The organism is Sphingobium cyanobacteriorum (genome assembly GCF_030580935.1).
Lineage (GTDB): Bacteria > Pseudomonadota > Alphaproteobacteria > Sphingomonadales > Sphingomonadaceae > Sphingobium > Sphingobium cyanobacteriorum.
In genome coordinates, this window is record NZ_JAUQOM010000009.1 from 41036 (window position 1) to 55486 (window position 14451).

At 65.9% G+C, this 14451-nt stretch carries 17 protein-coding genes; 10 read left to right on the plus strand and 7 right to left on the minus strand.

Annotation, left to right across the window (positions count from 1 at the left end; genetic code table 11):
• Nucleotides 1–32: 32 nt before the first annotated feature.
• Nucleotides 33–1700: a cytochrome c oxidase subunit I gene (ctaD, locus tag Q4610_RS15900; protein ID WP_304536950.1), complete on the minus strand. Its 1668-nt coding sequence runs from the start codon at nt 1698–1700 to the stop codon at nt 33–35.
• A gap of 15 nt (nt 1701–1715) precedes the next feature.
• Nucleotides 1716–2729, minus strand: a complete 1014-nt coding sequence (gene coxB, locus Q4610_RS15905; RefSeq protein ID WP_304536951.1) for a cytochrome c oxidase subunit II — start codon at nt 2727–2729, stop codon at nt 1716–1718.
• A gap of 289 nt (nt 2730–3018) precedes the next feature.
• On the opposite strand from coxB, the gene pyrE reads away from it, so the two are divergent.
• From pyrE to Q4610_RS15935, 6 genes are all read left to right on the plus strand, one after another.
• The gene (pyrE, locus tag Q4610_RS15910) at nt 3019–3600 is read left to right on the plus strand and encodes an orotate phosphoribosyltransferase (RefSeq protein ID WP_304536952.1); all 582 of its coding nucleotides are present in this window, start codon (nt 3019–3021) and stop codon (nt 3598–3600) included.
• Between the two features lie 4 nt (nt 3601–3604).
• Nucleotides 3605–4333, plus strand: coding sequence for a pyridoxine 5'-phosphate synthase (locus Q4610_RS15915; RefSeq protein ID WP_304536953.1), 729 nt, complete (start codon nt 3605–3607; stop codon nt 4331–4333).
• Nucleotides 4330–4644 carry a hypothetical protein gene (locus tag Q4610_RS15920; RefSeq protein WP_304536954.1) on the plus strand — a complete coding sequence of 105 codons (315 nt, stop codon included), beginning with the start codon at nt 4330–4332 and terminating at the stop codon, nt 4642–4644. Before Q4610_RS15915 ends, Q4610_RS15920 begins: the two co-directional genes overlap by 4 nt.
• Nucleotides 4641–5042, plus strand: a complete 402-nt coding sequence (gene acpS / locus Q4610_RS15925) for a holo-ACP synthase (RefSeq protein WP_304536955.1) — start codon at nt 4641–4643, stop codon at nt 5040–5042. Before Q4610_RS15920 ends, acpS begins: the two co-directional genes overlap by 4 nt.
• A 50-nt stretch (nt 5043–5092) precedes the next feature.
• Nucleotides 5093–5968 (plus strand): signal peptidase I, encoded by an 876-nt coding sequence (lepB, locus tag Q4610_RS15930; protein ID WP_425262580.1) that lies wholly within the window; start codon nt 5093–5095, stop codon nt 5966–5968.
• A gap of 72 nt (nt 5969–6040) precedes the next feature.
• On the plus strand, nt 6041–6376 hold the full coding sequence (locus Q4610_RS15935) for a hypothetical protein (RefSeq protein ID WP_304536957.1): 336 nt from the start codon (nt 6041–6043) through the stop codon (nt 6374–6376).
• Between the two features lie 161 nt (nt 6377–6537).
• On the opposite strand, the gene Q4610_RS15940 is transcribed toward Q4610_RS15935, so the two are convergent.
• A complete protein-coding gene (locus tag Q4610_RS15940) occupies nt 6538–7089 on the minus strand; it encodes an FKBP-type peptidyl-prolyl cis-trans isomerase (RefSeq protein ID WP_304536958.1) in 552 nt (183 codons plus the stop codon).
• Between the two features lie 89 nt (nt 7090–7178).
• Complete coding sequence (gene rpsU, locus Q4610_RS15945) at nt 7179–7385, minus strand: 30S ribosomal protein S21 (protein WP_304536959.1); 207 nt, start codon at nt 7383–7385, stop codon at nt 7179–7181.
• A 224-nt stretch (nt 7386–7609) separates the two neighbouring features.
• Between rpsU and Q4610_RS15950 the strand changes: the two genes are divergently transcribed.
• Nucleotides 7610–8368: a class II aldolase/adducin family protein gene (locus Q4610_RS15950; protein ID WP_304536960.1), complete on the plus strand. Its 759-nt coding sequence runs from the start codon at nt 7610–7612 to the stop codon at nt 8366–8368.
• A gap of 2 nt (nt 8369–8370) precedes the next feature.
• Here Q4610_RS15950 and Q4610_RS15955 read toward each other — a convergent pair whose 3' ends face one another.
• Complete coding sequence (locus tag Q4610_RS15955; RefSeq protein WP_304536961.1) at nt 8371–8724, minus strand: hypothetical protein; 354 nt, start codon at nt 8722–8724, stop codon at nt 8371–8373.
• Between the two features lie 18 nt (nt 8725–8742).
• On the minus strand, nt 8743–9672 hold the full coding sequence (locus tag Q4610_RS15960) for a toll/interleukin-1 receptor domain-containing protein (protein ID WP_304536962.1): 930 nt from the start codon (nt 9670–9672) through the stop codon (nt 8743–8745).
• Here Q4610_RS15960 and Q4610_RS15965 point away from each other — a divergent pair.
• Complete coding sequence (locus tag Q4610_RS15965) at nt 9671–10324, plus strand: hypothetical protein (RefSeq protein ID WP_304536963.1); 654 nt, start codon at nt 9671–9673, stop codon at nt 10322–10324. The genes Q4610_RS15960 and Q4610_RS15965 overlap by 2 nt on opposite strands.
• 12 nt (nt 10325–10336) lie before the next feature.
• Here the strand turns inward: Q4610_RS15965 and Q4610_RS15970 are convergent, their stop codons facing one another.
• Entirely contained in the window at nt 10337–11956 is a 1620-nt protein-coding gene (locus tag Q4610_RS15970; protein ID WP_304537031.1) for a caspase family protein, read from the minus strand.
• 148 nt (nt 11957–12104) lie between these two features.
• On the opposite strand from Q4610_RS15970, the gene Q4610_RS15975 reads away from it, so the two are divergent.
• Nucleotides 12105–12761, plus strand: a complete 657-nt coding sequence (locus tag Q4610_RS15975; RefSeq protein WP_304536964.1) for a hypothetical protein — start codon at nt 12105–12107, stop codon at nt 12759–12761.
• Nucleotides 12758–14395 (plus strand): SUMF1/EgtB/PvdO family nonheme iron enzyme, encoded by a 1638-nt coding sequence (locus Q4610_RS15980; RefSeq protein WP_304536965.1) that lies wholly within the window; start codon nt 12758–12760, stop codon nt 14393–14395. Before Q4610_RS15975 ends, Q4610_RS15980 begins: the two co-directional genes overlap by 4 nt.
• Nucleotides 14396–14451: the final 56 nt, after the last annotated feature.

Consider the following 14451-nt stretch of genomic DNA (forward strand, 5'->3'; position numbering starts at 1 on the left):
AACGCCCGGCCGAAGCCGGGCGCGCCATGATGTCAGTCGACGACGGGCAGCGTCTCGAACTGGTGGAAGGGGGGCGGGCTGGGCAGCGTCCATTCCAGCGTGGTCGCGCCTTCACCCCAGGGATTGCCCTCCGCCTTCTTGCCGGCGGCCAGCGACCAGATCAGGTTGATGAAGAAGATCACCATGCCCGCGGCCATGATCATATAGCCGTTGGTCGCCACGCTGTTCCACTTTTCAAAGGCCGCCGGATAGTCCGGGTAGCGACGCGGCATGCCCGACAGGCCCAGGAAATGCATCGGGAAGAACAGCAGGTTCACACCGGCGAAGAACACCCAGAAGTGCAGATGGCCGAGGAACTCGTTGTACATCCTGCCCGACATTTTCGGGAACCAGTAATAGAAGCCCGCGAACAGGCCGAACACCGCGCCCAGCGAGAGGACATAGTGGAAGTGCGCGACGACATAATAGGTGTCGTGCAGCACGTCGTCGACGCCGCCATTGGCCAGCACGACGCCGGTGACGCCGCCCACGGTGAAGAGGAAGATGAAGCCCAGCGCCCAGACCATCGGCGTCTTGTAGCTGATCGAGCCACCCCAGATGGTCGCGATCCAGGAGAAGATCTTGATGCCGGTCGGCACCGCGATCACCATCGTCGCGGCGGTGAAATACATCTTCACGTTCACGCTCATGCCGGTGGTGAACATATGATGCGCCCACACGACGAAGCCGACGACGCCGATCGCGACCATGGCATAGGCCATGCCGAGATAACCGAACACCGGCTTGCGGCTGAAGGTCGACACGATCTGGCTGACGATGCCGAAACCGGGCAGGATCATGATATAGACTTCGGGATGGCCGAAGAACCAGAAGAGATGCTGGTAGAGTTCGGGATCGCCGCCGCCGGCCGCATCGTAGAAGGTGGTGCCGAAGTTGCGATCGGTCAGCAGCATCGTGATCGCGGCGGCCAGGACCGGCAGCGCGAGCAGCAGCAGGAAGGCGGTGACGAGCACCGACCAGACGAACAGCGGCATCTTGTGCAGGGTCATGCCCGGCGCGCGCATGTTCAAGATGGTGGTGATGAAGTTGATCGCGCCCAGGATGGACGACGCGCCCGCGATATGGAGCGACAGGATCGCCATGTCGACCGCCGGACCCGCCGAACCGCTGGTGGAGAGCGGCGCATAGACCGTCCAGCCGGTGCCCGCGCCATTGCCGGTGCCGCCGGGAACGAAGGTCGAGCCGAGCAGCAGGGCGAAAGCGGGGATGAGCAGCCAGAAGCTGACATTGTTCATCCGCGGGAAGGCCATGTCCGGCGCGCCGATCATGATCGGCACGAACCAGTTGCCAAAGCCGCCGATCATCGCGGGCATCACCATGAAGAACACCATGATGAGGCCGTGGGCGGTGATCAGCACGTTCCACAGATGATAGGCCTGGTCCATCGTCGCCGACGGCCCTTCCATCGTCTGCGCCCACAGGTGCAGATACTGGATGCCCGGATGCGCCAGTTCGGCGCGCATCAGGCCCGAAATAGCGCCACCGATGATGCCCGCGACGATCGCGAAGATCAGGTAGAGGGTGCCGATGTCCTTGTGATTGGTGGACATGAACCAGCGCTGGAAGAAGGCCGGCTTGTGATCGGCGTCATGATGATCGTGGGCGTGGTCGCCGTGATGATCTGCGGTGATGGTTGTCATGGCTTCCTACCCTGATCAGATTTTCTTGTCGGCGACGACAGCGGCGGCGGCCGGAGCGGCCTGCGCCGTCTTTGTCGCGCCCTTGAGGCTGCCGCCCTGCGAAAGCACCCACTGGTCGAACTGTTCGGGCGGCAGCGCCTCGATCGCGATCGGCATGAAGCCGTGACGCGCACCACACAGTTCGGAGCACTGGCCGTAATAGACACCCGGCTTTTCGATGAACACGCTCTTTTCATTCAGGCGGCCGGGGACGGCGTCCATCTTGAGCCAGAGCGAGGGCACGGCGAAGGCGTGGATGACATCGGCACCGGTGATGATCAGCTTGACCGGACGGCCGGCCGGCAGCACGAGGCGGTTGTCGGGGGCGAGCAGATAAGGCTCGCCATTGGCCTTGGCCTTGTCCTCAGGCAGCAGGTTCGAAACATATTCGGGGATGGCATTGTCGGGATATTCATAGCCCCAATACCATTGATAGCCCGTCACCTTGACGGTCAGCGCATCCTTGGGCGCGGGCTTGTACTGGTCGGCGAGCAGGCCGATGGAGGGCACCGCGACGACCAGCAGGATCACGACCGGCAGCACCGTCCACACCACTTCGATCAGCGTGTTGTGCGAGGTTTTGGACGGCACCGGATTGGCGCTGCGGCGATAGCGCACCATCACATAGAGCATCAGCGCCAGCACGAAGATGGAGATGATGGTGATGAGCGGCAGCAGCAGCACATCGTGCAGCCAGCGCGCCGTATGGCCGGTCGGGCTGAACTGTTCCTGAAGCGTGACTTCGCCAGGCCTGGGCATGCCGATGCCTTCGGTCGGCTTCATGCGCGGCGGCGCGGCAACCTTTGCCACAGGCGCGGCTTCGGCAGCCGGCGCAGCGGCATTGGCGGCCGATTCGGCCGGTGCGGCGGCATTGTCCGCTGCGGGCGCGGCAGCGACCGCATTGTCCTGCGCCAGCACCTGTCCGTTCAGCGCGAGCGCCGGCGCGAAGGCCAGCAACCCGGCAAGAACGAGCGATTTCACTTTCTTCATAGCGTCTTCGTACCCCTAAACCCCTTGGCGCCGCTGCAACGAAGACGCACTTGATGCGCGATGGTCCTCGCCCGTTTCGGTTCTGTCGCGGCTTATAGGCAGGCTTTTCCTCCGCCTCAAGCGCGCAGGAGCAGATTTTCTTCGCTGTTGCAACGCTTCCCTTGCCCGCCTATTCGGCAGGCTGTGCGCACAGGGGCGCGATCATGGCGGGCCGGAAGGTTCGCCATGCCAAGGGAATGGCGAAGCGCGCCCGACGGCGCCGCATCGCCCGGCATGGACATATGACGGCATGAACGACGAGGAAGTATTGGCGGAATTCCGGGCGGCGGGGGCGCTGCTCGAAGGACATTTCATCCTGTCGTCAGGGCGGCGCAGCGCCAATTACCTGCAATGCGCGCGCGTGTTGATGAACGCCGACCGGGCCGGCAAGCTGGCCCGCGCGACGGTGCAGAAACTGCCGCGCGAATTGCGGCAGGAGATCGACCTGGTGGTGTCGCCCGCGATGGGCGGCCTGATCATCGGCCATGAAATCGGCCGCGCGCTGGACAAGGACGCGGTGTTCCTGGAACGGCCGGAGGGCTTTTTCGAGCTGCGGCGCGGCTTTGCCATCACGCCGGGGCAAAAGGTGCTGATGGTCGAGGATGTCGTGACCACCGGCCTGTCGTCGCGTCAGGCGATCGAAGCGGTCGAGAAGGAAGGCGGCATCGTCGTCGCCGAAGCGGCGCTGGTCGACCGTTCGGCCGGCGAGGTCGATCTGGGCGTCCCCTTCTACCCGCTCGTGTCGATCAACTTTCCGGTCTATGACGCCGACGCCGTACCGCCCGAACTGGCGGCGGTGCCCGCGATCAAGCCCGGCAGCCGGAAGCAGTAGGACCATGACCAGCCCCCTTCGCCTTGGCGTCAATATCGACCATGTGGCGACCATCCGCAACGCGCGCGGGGGCGAGCATCCCGATCCGGTCAAGGCGGCGCTGCTGGCGGTGAAGGCCGGTGCCCATGGCATCACCGCCCATCTGCGCGAGGACAGGCGGCATATTCGCGACGCCGATATCGCCACCTTGATGGCTGCGCTGACCGTGCCGCTCAATCTGGAGATGGCCGCGACGCAGGAGATGCTGGACATCGCGCTGCGCTACAAGCCGCACGCTGCCTGCATCGTCCCGGAAAAGCGCGAGGAACGCACGACCGAGGGGGGGCTGGACGCCGCCGGGCAGTTCGCAACGCTGAAGCCCATCGTCGCGGCGCTGGCCGATGCGGGGATTCGCGTCAGCCTGTTCATCGAGGCGGACGCGCGCCAGATCGACGCGGCGATCCGGCTGGGCGCGCCGGTGGTGGAATTTCACACCGGCGCCTATGCGCATCTGAGCGGCGAGGCGCGCGCGGCCGAACTGCGCAGAATCGCCGATGCCGCCGCGCTGGCGGCCAAGAACGGGATCGAACCCCATGCGGGCCACGGCCTGACCTTCGACAATGTCGCGCCGATCGCCGCGATCCCGCAGATCGCCGAACTCAATATCGGCCATTTCCTGATCGGCGAAGCGATTTTCGGCGGGCTGGAGGGCAGCATCCGCGAAATGCGGCGGCAGATGGATCTGGCGCGGTGAGTCTGGCGGCAGAGCGCTCAAAAAAAATTATTTACGGCGCGATGTTCATAATTGCCATTTTCGCTCTGCCATTAGCAGCTTTAGCGGCTTTGGAAGGGATCTTTGTCTGGGGAAGCTGGGAAGGCAGGGCGCTCGCTATTCGAATTGCATGGATCGCCAGTCCTGTCCTTGCGGTTTGCTGCGTGGGCACTGCTAGAAAAAAGCGAATGGAGGGACGGTTTATCTCTCCTATTCTGCTTTTATCGGTAGTTGTGGTGCCTACTGTGGCTATCATCTGGTGGATGGTTTTTATCTTTCGGCACGACGTATGATCATCGGCCTCGGCTCCGACCTCTGCAATATCGAGCGCATCCAGAACTCGCTCGACCGCTTCGGCGCGCGCTTTGAAAGCCGCGTGTTTACCGATGTCGAGCAGGCCAAGGGCAACCGCCGCCCCTTCACCAAGGCGGGGACGCTGGCCAAGCGCTTCGCCGCCAAGGAGGCGTTTTCCAAGGCGGTCGGCACGGGGTTCAAGGCCGGGGTGTTCATGAAGGATATAGGCGTGGTCAACGCCCCGTCCGGCGCGCCGACGCTGAAACTCACCGGCGGCGCGCTCGCCCGGCTCGAATCGATGGTGCCGGCCGGGCACAGGCCCGTCATTCACCTGACGCTCACCGACGATCATCCATGGGCGCAGGCATTTGTCATCATCGAAGCGCTGCCCCTGTGACCTCTGCCCCCATGCCCCCTTCCCCCGACGATTCCAGCGAAAGCCAGCCCGTGACGGCCATCGACCTGCCAGACGCCCAGCCCGCCCCGGACGCGCCAGCGGAGGCGGCGGCGTCGGTCAACTGGTGGCATGAGGTCAAAAGCATCGCCCTGCTGATCCTCGCGGTGCTGGCCTTTCACAGCTTCGTCGCCAAGCCTTTCTACATCCCGTCCGAATCCATGATGCCGGTGCTGCTGACCGGCGACCGGCTGGTGGTCAGCAAATTTCCCTATGGCTGGTCCTATGTCTCGCCCAGCTTCCACCCCCTGCCCTTCCTGAAAGGACGGCTGTTCGGGCGATTGCCGGAGCGTGGCGACATCGTGATCGTCTCCCCCCAGAACCGGCGCGAGGATTATATCAAGCGGGTGATCGGCCTGCCCGGCGACATCGTGGAGGTGCGCGGCGGCCAGGTGATCCTGAATGGCGTGGCGGTGCCGCAGAAGGTCCTGAAACCGATGCGTATCCCGGTCGACGGCAACGCCCCCTGCCCGCCGCTGCAATTCCCCGGCGCGCGCGTCACTGGCCGGGACGGTCGCGACTATTGCGAACTGCCGGTGCGGCAGGAAATCCTGCCTAATGGCAAGACCTATGTGACGATCGACATGGGGCCGAGCGCGCTCGACTGGTATGGGCCGGTCCGCGTGCCGGCCGACCATGTGTTCCTGATGGGTGACAATCGCGACAACAGCGCCGACAGCCGCGCGCCGCTGGAGAAAAACGGCCTGGGCGGGCCGGTGCCGTGGGAAGCGATCGGCGGCCGGGCGGAGTTCATCACCTTCAGCCTGGATGGCGATTCGGGCTGGAACCCGCTGAGCTGGCTGCATGCGTTTCGCAGCGGCCGTGCGGGCAACAGCCTGCGGCCGCAGAGCGTCGCACCCGTGCGATAGGTCTGGCTGGAACCGTCTTTCCTGCGCTGTGCTTCTGGCTATGATAGATGTTTCGCCGAGAGGAGCCGGACGATGAGCGTGACGCTGGACAAGCAGAAGAGACTGCATTTCGACCTGACCAATGTGGGGCTGCGCGCCCATGCGACCGCCGCAGGACTGTTGCAGCTTTGCATGGAGTTGCGGCGCGCCGGGGTGCTGGATGGTCCGGCCGTGGAGCGGATCAAGGACGCCATCGCCTGCGACATCGAGGTGTCGGCGCCGCGATCGGTCGCGACCGCCGAATATCGGCGCGACATCAAGGCCCGACTCGACAAGCTGTTCGCCGGGGAAGAAAAGATCGGCACCGCCGACGCGCTGGCGTTCGGCGCGGGCGTGCCGGACGATTCGGTGTGCCAGGGCCACGCCTGAACGGGTCGCGGCGGCAGGAAGAGGCGGCGCGCTCATGATAGCGTGACACCCCGCCGTCACGCGCTGCGCGCGCATCCCCTTCGGCTTCGCGGCGGATATAACCGGACAAGAAAAAAGGGGCCGAGTGGCGGCCCCTTTTCCATGTCGATGGCTTTGTGCGATCAGCGGCCGGGCTGCGGCATGCCCTGCTGCATCTGCTGCTGAAGCTGCATCAGTTCCGCCTTCGACTTGTAATCGTGCAGCGTCACGTCGAACACCAGCACCGAACCGGCCGGGATCGGGCCGGCGGCCTGATCGCCATAGCCAAGCTGCGGCGGGATCCAGAGGCGATATTTGCCGCCCTTCTTCATCTTTTGCAGACCCTCGGAGAAGCCCGGCACCACGCCGTCGATCGGCATGGCAGCCTGCGGATTCTCGTCGAACACCGTGCCGTCGAGCAGCGTGCCCTTATAGCCCACCAGCGCCACGTCGGCGGTGGTCGGGGTGGCGCCCGCGCCTTCCGACAGCACCTTGTACTGAAGGCCCGATTCGGTTGTCACAACGCCATCGGCATGGCCGTTCTGCACCAGAAAGGCGGCCGGCGACGGGTCGACACCCTGCTGCCCCGCCCAGGCAAGGCCGCCCGCGGCCAGCGCGACGGCGGCAATGCCGACCCAGAGCCGCGTCAGCGACCCCTTGGCGACAGGACGAAGGGGAACAGCCGTCGTGGACATGGGCGTAAGGCTCGCAAATTAGGGGCGGAAGGCAGTGTCAGGAAAGCAGGGACGGCCGGGTCAAAAGACTGGGCCGGCCCCTGCGGCGCTTACTTCGCGCCGTCGCGCTCGGCGCGCTTGCGATCCATCTTGCGGGCGCGGCGGATGGCGGCGGCCTTTTCACGGGCGCGCTTTTCCGACGGCTTCTCGTAGTGACGACGCAGCTTCATTTCGCGATACACGCCTTCACGCTGCAGCTTCTTCTTGAGCGCGCGGAGGGCCTGGTCGACATTATTGTCGCGAACGATGATCTGCATAAGTCCGTCAATCTCCAATCGAAAACGAGCGGTTCGCCGGGATTTTTCATCCTTCCCGACGGGCCGACCGAATAGCAAAGCCAGTGAGTCGCCGCAGGTTGCCCTGCGCCATGTGGCGGGCGCCCTACCAGCAGGGTCACGCAAATTCAACCCTAAAGGCCGCAATCTCGACATTGTTGGCCATTGGAGGGATAGTGACGCGATAAAGATAGAGGAGGATCGCCATGGCCACAGCCGCAAAATGCCCCGACATGTCGCCCGCGGAATGGGAAGCGCGCCAGCAACTGGCCGCCTGTTACCGCATCTTCGACCATATGGGCTGGTCGGAACTGATCTACAACCACATCACCCTGCGCGTGCCGGGCGAATCGGGCGCGTTCCTGATCAATCCGTTCGGCCTGGGCTATGGCGAAGTGACCGCGTCCAACCTGGTCAAGATCGACATCGACGGCCAGCTGCTGGACGGCAGCCCCTATCCGGTCAACCGCGCCGGCTTCACCCAGCATAGCGTGTTCCACCGCCACCTGCCCGATGCCCATTGCATCATCCACACCCATACGACCGCCGGCATGGCGGTGAGCGCCTGCGCCGAAGGATTGCGGCCGATCAGCTTCTACGCCGCCGCCTTCATCGGGCGAATCGCCTATCATGACTTCGAAGGCGTCACGATCCGCGCGGAGGAAGGCGAGCGGCTGATCGCCAATCTGAGCGACCGGCGGGTCATGCTGCTGCGCAACCACGGGACTTTGGTGATGGGGGAAAGCCTGCCCGAAGCCTTCCTCAAGCACTGGATGCTCCAGCGCGCCTGCGAGATCCAGGTGGCCGCCGGCGCTGCCGGCACGCCGGTCGACATTCCCGCCGACGTGATCGCCGTGCATCAGCGCGACCTGTCCGGCGTGCAATTGCCGGTCGGACCGGGCGTACCGGATTTCGAAGCGATGGTGCGGGTGATCGACCGGATCGACCGGGGGTGGCGGGAATAGAATCAGAGACATGTTCCCGGCGTTTCAGGCGGGACATAGTCTATCAGGAAGAAGGGAAGCGCCAATCCGACAAGCCACACCACCGAAACAGCCGCAATGATCTTCGATTGCCGATTTTGAAACGTTAACAATTGAATCAATATAACTATGACGTTCACAAATCCCATGAAATATGGGACAACCATCCACATTTCCTTATTGCAGCTACTCGATTCATAATCTGGATGGCTCATTTCACCCGTGGTAATCAGAATCGCCAAAATGCTCAGCATTCCAATGATTGAAACGAAGCTGTACCCTAGGAAGCGGTTGAGAGACTTATAGACCGTTTGTTCGTAGCGGTCACTTTCTTGCATGTTATCCTCCAATCCAAGTCACGGCCGGGGGCAGTTCTGGCCTTCATCCACCATGCGCCGGACTTCCTGCGCGGCGACCTGGGCCAGCCAGGCGCGGCGCTCCGCCTTGTCGGCATTTTCCTCGGCAAGGCGGCGCGCGGCCTGCGCCTCGTTGCGCTGCTCCACCGCCATGCGGGCGTAGCTGAAGGCGGCGATCGACAGGCCGGAAAGCACCAGAATCAGCAGCAGCGCGGCGGCCGACAGCCCGGCGGCGATCCGCCGGCTGCGGCGCTGGTCGCGGCGATAGAGCGCGGCATAGGACGCGCCCAGCAGCCCGGCGATCAGCTTGAGCTTCACTATCTGGCGCTCATTTTTCTGCAGGTCGGGGGCGAGCGGTTCGAGCGGCTGGCCGCGATCCAGTTCGCCCGCGTCGTCGAGTGCGAACAGCAGGGGGGCGGGGAAGCATTCCCGTTCCGGGTCGCCCGGCACGCCCGCCGCGATCACCGCGAAAACCGGCGCGTCGGGATTGATCCGCTTGAAGCTGCGAATTTCCTTGTCGACCCAGACCGAACGCGCGGCAGCAGGCGAGCAGATGACGATCAGCGCGTCGGACCGGGCCAGCGCGCCCTGCAATTTGGGGCCGAGTTCGGCCGCGCCCGCCAGTTCATCCTCGTCGCGGAAAATGGGGCGCAGCCGCGCGGGGATCGGCCCGCGATCGCCGATCGTGCCGACCAGCCCCTTTGGCACGCGATAATTTTCGATCGCGCGGTGCAGCCAGCGGGCGAACGCCATGTCGGCATGGCTGTAGCTGATGAAGGCGGCGTAACGCCCCGCGCCCCCGCCGACCAGCGCCGACAGATGTTTCTGGGCAAAGCCGGCGAGGTCCGCCCCGCCCGCCAGCACTGGCTTTCCGACGGCTGCGGCAGTATCCACAGGAACGGAGAAAATCTTGCCGAGGGGATTGGACATGATGCGCTGTATCCTAGCCGCCGGGGCGGCGATGATGGCGATGGGCGGTCCGGCCGTCGCGCAGGACGGCGCGCCCGCAGCGCACCCTGCGCCCGCCATCCCGGCCGATCCCTTCGCCCAGGCGGTCGCCGCGCGGCAGGTCGCCGACTTCGCGCGGCGGGAACGCGACCCCCATGCGATGCTGACCGCCGCGCGGATGCTGCAACAGGTGCCGATGCGCGACGATGCCCAAGGGGAAGGCGATGCCGCATTCTCGCCCGATGCACTGTTCGCCGAAGCCAGGACGCTGGCGCGCGACGACCAGACGCTGCTGCTGCAAATCCGCCTTGCCCAGTCGGCCGGGCGCGGCGTGGTGGCGTCGGCCTTTGGCAAGGGGCTGGTGCGGCGGGTGCAGGATGTCAGCCCGCGCAACGCCTATCGCTTCAGCGTCACCGCCAGGGGCGGAGAGCCGCTGCGCATCGGGGCGATCGGCGACATCGGCACCAGCATGTATATCCGCCTGCTCGATGCGTCGGGGAAACAGATCTGCCTGGACGACAATGCCGATTATGCCCCGGTCTGCGCGGTGACGCCCCGCGCGTCGGGCCAATATCGGGTCGATATCGGCAACAAGAGCGCCGCGCGCAGCCGGACGGTGATCCTCAGCAACTAGGCGCATGGCGGTTCAGCTCCCGGTGTAAAGCTCGCCGATCGACAGGCTGGACTGGCCGCCGTCCTTGGCCAGCAGGTCGCGGATCGGCGCGACCAGCCGGGCGGAGGCGCGCTGATTTTCGACGGTGCGCAACAACAGGCGGAAATCGTGCGGCGGGTGCGGCGTCACCAGCGCGACGACATGATCGGCGCCATAGGGCGGGATGACCTGGCTTTCGAGCACGGGAAGCGACTGGCCGGGGGCAAGTTGCCCGTCCTTGTCCTGGTCCGCTACCGGATAGAGGCGCTGCACCGTGCCATCCGCCGCGATGTTGAACACGGTCGCGTAGCGCGGCCCGCTGGCGACCTCTGCCTGGGCGAGCGCCAGCGTGACCGGCGCGCCGGCGGGATAGCGCGCGCCATTGTCGAGCGGGCCGACCATGACCCGCGCCGCGCTTTCCGACAGGAACGGGCGCAGCGCTTCGAGCGTCGCCCATTTGTCGATCACCCCGCGCACCTGCGGCAACCCCTTCACATTCTGCGCGACGATGTCGCCGGTCCGGCGCAGCATGGCCTGCGCGCGCGCATCCCAAACGAAGTCCGCGCCTTGTCCATCGGTCAGGATGCGCCAGGGATAGTCGCCGGTGACGCCCGCCCGCGCCTTTGCGTCCGCCACATAGAGGCCGGGCAGCGGCGGCGGGGCCGGGGGCGCGGGCGGTGGCGGCACGGTGGCGAACAGGCCCTGCATGTCGCGGCCCGGCGGGATGATGGTGCTGCTTTCCTGCCGCTGGCCGCTCAGCATCCGCACCTGGACGTTGAGATAGCTGCCCAGTTCGCCGATCGCGAGCGTGCCGTCCCCATTCTGGTCCGCCGCCATGCCCCGGCCATCGGCGCGCGGCGTCGTCAGCCCCTGTTCGAACGACCAGGTGAGGAAGCCGCGCGCCGGCGCGCCTTCGACCGGCAGGGCGTTTTCCCAGGCGATCTGGTCGTCGCGCGCGGCGCTGATGTAGAAGAGGTTGGGCAGGTCGTCGCGGGTCACGCTGACCGGCGCCCCCTCGCCCGGCGCCAGCACGCTGGCGAAGCGCGGCGCGGGGCGCGATCCCAGTTCGACATTGCGCGCGCCCAGCGTCAGGCGCGGGGTCAGGCCCATGGCGCGCGGATCGACCGAACGGTGCAGCGTGCCCGAATGGCAGGTGTCGGCCATCATCAGCACCTGCACCCCGCGCGGCACATAGAGCGACAGCCAGGTGTAGAAATCCTTGTCGACGATGAAGCGTTCGGCGTCCTTCACATCGGGGTCGAAGCCGGGCAGCGGCAGGAACTGGTCGGTGTCGCCGTCGCGCGTGCCCTTGACCGCTGCCTCCGCCAGCGCGCCATGGCCGGTATAATAAAGGAAGATCCAGTCGCCCGGCCGGGACCGCAGCCCCAGCGCATGGAGCGCGGTTTCGACCGTGGTACGGCTGACGCCATCATTGCGCAAAACCGTGACATCGGTGGCGCCCTGCCCGCGAATCACCGTTTCCATCGCGGCCAGATCATTTTCCGGGCCGGCCAGGTCCATGATCAGCTTCGAACGGAATTGCCACGCGCCGACCAGCAGCGCCCGCGTTTCCGCCTGGGCATAACCTGGGCCTGCCAATATTGTGACAATCATGGTCAATATTGTTGCCCAGAGTCCACGCCGCCCCGTCGACATTGGAAACACCCCGCGCTTTTTTGTTGCCTGATCAGCCCCCTCCTCATAATCTCATAAAGCTATACGGGGCAATAACTATATCTGGACTCGGAGAGGGCCGACCGCCATGCTGCGCTGCACTATAGTCATTGCTTCCCTGACATTTTCGCTGGGCAGCGGCATCAGCGCCCTGGCGCAGGCGACAAACGGCTCACCGCCTGTCCAGGCGCCGGAAGCAGGCGCGGCCGGCCGTGGCGTGCGGATATTGCCGCCAGAGCCGCCCGCACCCGCACCCGTTGCAAATCCGCCACAAGCTGTCGCGCCGACCGCCAACGCCGTCGCCCCCAGGGCAGACCCCGCCATCGCGCCGGTCGCCAGTGCGCCGGCCCCTGCCCTGCCGGTGCTCGCGCCCTGCAACCGGCCGGTCGCCAAACCCACGCTGCGCTTCAGCGAAGCCGGCGGCTTCGATCGCCGGTTGCGATCCAAGCTGCGCCGGGGCCGGGCGGTGGTGGTCGATCTCGACACCCCCTATCGCGTCGACAATGAAGCGCCCGCCCCGCTCGGCGCCTGGCTCAACGAGGTGAAGCAGAGCGGCGGCGCGGTCAGCGTCGCGCCCTATTGCCAGAAGGGGCGCGGCATGGGCGGCTTCTTCGCCAGACTGTTCGGCGGTGGCCCGGCCGAACCCTATAAGGCCGCGCGCGGTTATGACGCGGTGCTGCATGTCGATGCGGTCGACCAGGTCGTCACCCAGGTCGAATTCGCGCCGCGCCGGGCCGGCACATGATCATGCCGTCGCCGGGGGGCGGGTGCAGCGGGCTTCGCGCGCTGGCGACAGGCTGGCTGATCGCGCTGCTGTGGCTGGCGGGGCTGGCCGCGCCGGCGCAGGCGTCGGCCGAACCCCGGCTGGCGCTGGTGATCGTCAACGGCGCCTATCAGTCGTTCGACCGGCTCGGCTCCACCTATGCCGATGGCGAGAAGGTCGCGACCGCGCTCAACGCCACCGGCTTCACCGACGCCAGCGGCACCGGCCCGGTACAGGTGCGCCGCGACCTGACGCGCGCGGCGATGGCGCAGGCGATCGCCGATTTCCGCGCGCAGCTTGCCGCCGCCGGTCCCAAGGCGTTCGGCACCCTCTACTTTTCCGGCCATGGCGCGGCGCTGGGCAGCTATGGCGACGTGATGCTGCTGCCGGTCGATGCGGGCCGCGACCTCAGCCCCGAAAGTGCGAGCCTGACCCGCGCGGCGCTGACCCACCATCTGCTGGGATCGGGCGCGCAGACGGTGCTGATCGTGCTCGACATGTGCCGCAACGTCCTGCCCGCCCCGCCGCCGACGCTGACCCAGATGATCGCGGCCGAAACCGGGACGGAGGCCAGCGCGGTGGGCGAACTGGCGGGCAGCAAGGGGCTGCGCCGCATGGTGCGCGCGGCCGCCGCCACGATCCGCCCCGACCAGGGCTATCTGGTCGCCTTTTCCACCAGCGCCGACCAGGTCGCCTTCGACGATGGCGTCTTTTCCAAGATTTTGGCCGAGGAAATCCGCCGGCCGCAGCAGAATATCGCCGATGCGCTCAAGCGCGTGTCGGACCGGGTTGCGCTGTCGTCGGGCAGGAATTTCCAGAAACCGACCTTCGACTATGGGCTGCAAGGGGCGCCCCCCTGCTTCATTTCGTGCGACCGGGCGGCGAGCGACCGTTTCTACGATTGCGCCAATTGCCCCTGGATGCGGGCGATCCCCGCCGGCCTGTCGCCCTTCGGATCGCCGCCGTCCGAACCGGGCCGCAGCGGCGACGAGCCGGTGCAGGCGCAGGTCAGGATCGACCGCCCCTTCGCCATCGGCGTCTATGAAGTGACCATCGCCGAATGGAATGCATGCGTGCGCGACAATGCCTGCGCGAAGCTGGGCAACTGGGCCAGGGAAAATCCCAATCCGCTGATCCCGGCGAGCGACATCAGCTATGAGGATGCGCAGGCGTTCCTCGCCTGGCTGACGGTCCAGTCGGGCCGCGCATATCGCCTGCCGAGCGAGCAGGAATGGGAATATGCCAGCCGCGCCGGGGCGCCCACGGCCTTTCCCTGGGGCGACGACATCAGCCCGTCCATGGCCAATTACGACCATACCGCCCGCTATCACGGGTCCGACACCGCGCCCTATCGCGGCTATCCCGAAGCGGTGAACAGCTATCCCGCCAATGCCTTCGGCCTCAACCAGATGCAGGGCAATATGTGGGAATGGACATCGGGCTGCACCGACACGAGTTGCCGGGCGCGGGTAATGCGTGGCGGATCGTTCGAAAGCGCGCCGGGCGCGCTGCGCGCCGCCAACCGCTTCACCGTGCCGCCAGGCAAAAGGCGGCAGGACGCCGGGCTGCGCGTCGTGCGCGACCTGGAGCCGGACGAGATCGGGGGCACGACCTGATCGACGATTTTCTTGAAGGTTCGCGCCGCAGGTGGGACTGCGGCACGCAAAGAGGG

What these genes read in the sequence shown, in the direction of transcription:
- ctaD (WP_304536950.1), bottom strand. Translation starts at nt 1,700, where the DNA reads ATGACAACCATCACCGCAGATCATCACGGCGACCACGCCCACGATCAT.
- coxB (WP_304536951.1), bottom strand. Translation starts at nt 2,729, where the DNA reads ATGAAGAAAGTGAAATCGCTCGTTCTTGCCGGGTTGCTGGCCTTCGCG.
- pyrE (WP_304536952.1), top strand. Translation starts at nt 3,019, where the DNA reads ATGAACGACGAGGAAGTATTGGCGGAATTCCGGGCGGCGGGGGCGCTG.
- Q4610_RS15915 (WP_304536953.1), top strand. Translation starts at nt 3,605, where the DNA reads ATGACCAGCCCCCTTCGCCTTGGCGTCAATATCGACCATGTGGCGACC.
- acpS (WP_304536955.1), top strand. Translation starts at nt 4,641, where the DNA reads ATGATCATCGGCCTCGGCTCCGACCTCTGCAATATCGAGCGCATCCAG.
- Q4610_RS15935 (WP_304536957.1), top strand. Translation starts at nt 6,041, where the DNA reads ATGAGCGTGACGCTGGACAAGCAGAAGAGACTGCATTTCGACCTGACC.
- Q4610_RS15940 (WP_304536958.1), bottom strand. Translation starts at nt 7,089, where the DNA reads ATGTCCACGACGGCTGTTCCCCTTCGTCCTGTCGCCAAGGGGTCGCTG.
- rpsU (WP_304536959.1), bottom strand. Translation starts at nt 7,385, where the DNA reads ATGCAGATCATCGTTCGCGACAATAATGTCGACCAGGCCCTCCGCGCG.
- Q4610_RS15950 (WP_304536960.1), top strand. Translation starts at nt 7,610, where the DNA reads ATGGCCACAGCCGCAAAATGCCCCGACATGTCGCCCGCGGAATGGGAA.
- Q4610_RS15955 (WP_304536961.1), bottom strand. Translation starts at nt 8,724, where the DNA reads ATGCAAGAAAGTGACCGCTACGAACAAACGGTCTATAAGTCTCTCAAC.
- Q4610_RS15965 (WP_304536963.1), top strand. Translation starts at nt 9,671, where the DNA reads ATGATGCGCTGTATCCTAGCCGCCGGGGCGGCGATGATGGCGATGGGC.
- Q4610_RS15960 (WP_304536962.1), bottom strand. Translation starts at nt 9,672, where the DNA reads ATGTCCAATCCCCTCGGCAAGATTTTCTCCGTTCCTGTGGATACTGCC.
- Q4610_RS15970 (WP_304537031.1), bottom strand. Translation starts at nt 11,956, where the DNA reads ATGATTGTCACAATATTGGCAGGCCCAGGTTATGCCCAGGCGGAAACG.
- Q4610_RS15975 (WP_304536964.1), top strand. Translation starts at nt 12,105, where the DNA reads ATGCTGCGCTGCACTATAGTCATTGCTTCCCTGACATTTTCGCTGGGC.
- Q4610_RS15980 (WP_304536965.1), top strand. Translation starts at nt 12,758, where the DNA reads ATGATCATGCCGTCGCCGGGGGGCGGGTGCAGCGGGCTTCGCGCGCTG.